Genomic DNA, 1,805 nt, shown 5'->3' with positions numbered 1-1,805 from the left:
CGGCTTCAAATTACCAAATTCCCCGTCAAACAAGCTTCTAGCTTGTTACGGCTAAGATAGCCGTGCTACCCGGTTCTCTGTCAAAAGGCTAGATTGATGAATACCCACAATTTCTTATTCAAAAATTCGCTATTTTTTGTCCCCCTTCTTTTGATGGGGGGCCCATCCCTTCGCGCCAACATCGCGGCCGCCGCCAACTACACCTTTGCGTCCGAGTTTCAAGGCGGAATGTTGACGGGAGAATTCGGCGGAGAAGATCGGAACGGAAATGGGATTTTAGAATTGTCCGAATTGACGGACTTTTCGGCGACTTATCAAGAATTTGAAACGGAACCGAAAATCGCCGTTTGGGATCGGGAAGACCTGCGCCGATTCGAGGTCGATCTGAACTCCCAAAAAATCCGAATGTTGGCGATCGCCAGCGAAGATATATCGCGATATGGAGTCGCCTGCACCCTCGAATTTATCCTGCGTTTGGGGGGATACGTCGAAGGGCGAGATCTGATCGAAATTGAGCGATCGCCGGGTTTGGTTGACAAAAACTGTCGCAGCGCTTTTCCCAATTTTCAAGATTACGAAGAGAAGGCGGTCGAGATTCGCCCGAAAACAGAATCAACGGCGATCGAAGAAGCAGAATAAATGTCGCAAACATCCTCTCCCTGTCCTGGAGTCCCTCTGGGGTGAATCTTCAAATTTATTGGGTGCGATATTTCCGGAGTTCGGTAATAAATGGAAGGGCCGTAATGCCGTGCTTGACAGCATCGGGATTTTGTTCTAAAATTTGGATGATACAGTCGGCGAAATTGTAGTTGCGATCGCCCGCCCCGTACCGTTCCGTCAGATATCCCAACAGTTCCAACGCATAATCGTAAAACTGCAACAGATCCGCCAGACAGGCCAACTTCAAAATCCGCTCCGGCGTCTTCAGGTGGTGGTTTTGGTCGGGTCGAATTAAGTCCCGGAAATAATAGCCGTCCGTCCACACAAATTGACCTTTGTGCTGCCGCGAGATTAGGGTGATTCCCCGGCGTCGATCGCACCATTTTTGTCCGATATCGAAAAGGGTAAAGTCGCGATCGCGCAAATAACTATCCACATCCGCAAATAGGGGTTGATTCTTATACAATTCAATAAAATTAACTTCCGCCACAATTCCCAAAAGGTGGGGTAAGATGTGATTGTCTCCCCCCTTCAACACGTTCAATTCCGCCCCCTGAACGTCCAATTGCATGAAATCGATGGGAGTCTCCAAACTGCCAAAAAAATCATCTAAAGTTGTGGTTTCCACCTCCGCCACCGACATCAACTTGTGGCGATCGCGATATTCAAACAACCGCTCGATCGCCACATCATTGGGGGGATAAAGCGAACAGCAACCCGGATGTTTCGTCACATACAGTGGCGCCTTCCCACACCGATCCCAGAGGGCGAAGGGGATATGTTTTTCCGTCCAACCGATATTTTTTGCCACCAATTCCGCATTGCGGCGATCGCAGGCTTCCGGGTCCGCATCGAAACCGTAAATCGTCAAATTGGGGGCAAAGATCTCCCACCCCTGGCGATCGTAATCCAACCCCGCAAACTCGTCAATTTTCCGCGACCCCACGATGCAGAGGGTGATCTGAATGGAGTCCAAAAAACCCCACTGTTTCAAAGTCGGTAAAAAGAAGGACATGGTAGGGAATCGTAAATCGGGAAAAAATGAATTGATAATTGACAATTATTAATTACAGCACTTTGCGCGGTAATGAGACACAGATGGAAAAGATCCCCCCTAACCCCCCTTGGAAAGGGGGGAACCAGAA

Annotated in this window: 2 protein-coding genes; one reads left to right on the top strand and one right to left on the bottom strand. The window is 49.0% G+C overall.

Annotated features, from left to right (window positions below; genetic code table 11):
* Positions 1-153: 153 nt before the first annotated feature.
* Positions 154-639 carry a hypothetical protein gene (locus AC0QHF_RS00090; protein ID WP_324702162.1) on the top strand — a complete coding sequence of 162 codons (486 nt, stop codon included), beginning with the start codon at positions 154-156 and terminating at the stop codon, positions 637-639.
* A 55-nt stretch (positions 640-694) separates the two neighbouring features.
* Here AC0QHF_RS00090 and AC0QHF_RS00085 read toward each other — a convergent pair whose 3' ends face one another.
* Positions 695-1,675 carry an FkbM family methyltransferase gene (locus tag AC0QHF_RS00085; protein ID WP_324702161.1) on the bottom strand — a complete coding sequence of 327 codons (981 nt, stop codon included), beginning with the start codon at positions 1,673-1,675 and terminating at the stop codon, positions 695-697.
* Positions 1,676-1,805: the final 130 nt, after the last annotated feature.

The sequence above is a fragment of the Lyngbya sp. CCY1209 genome (assembly GCF_055795065.1).
The sequence above is the reverse complement of the archived record's forward strand: the minus strand, read 5'-3'. Positions and strand labels throughout refer to the sequence as shown.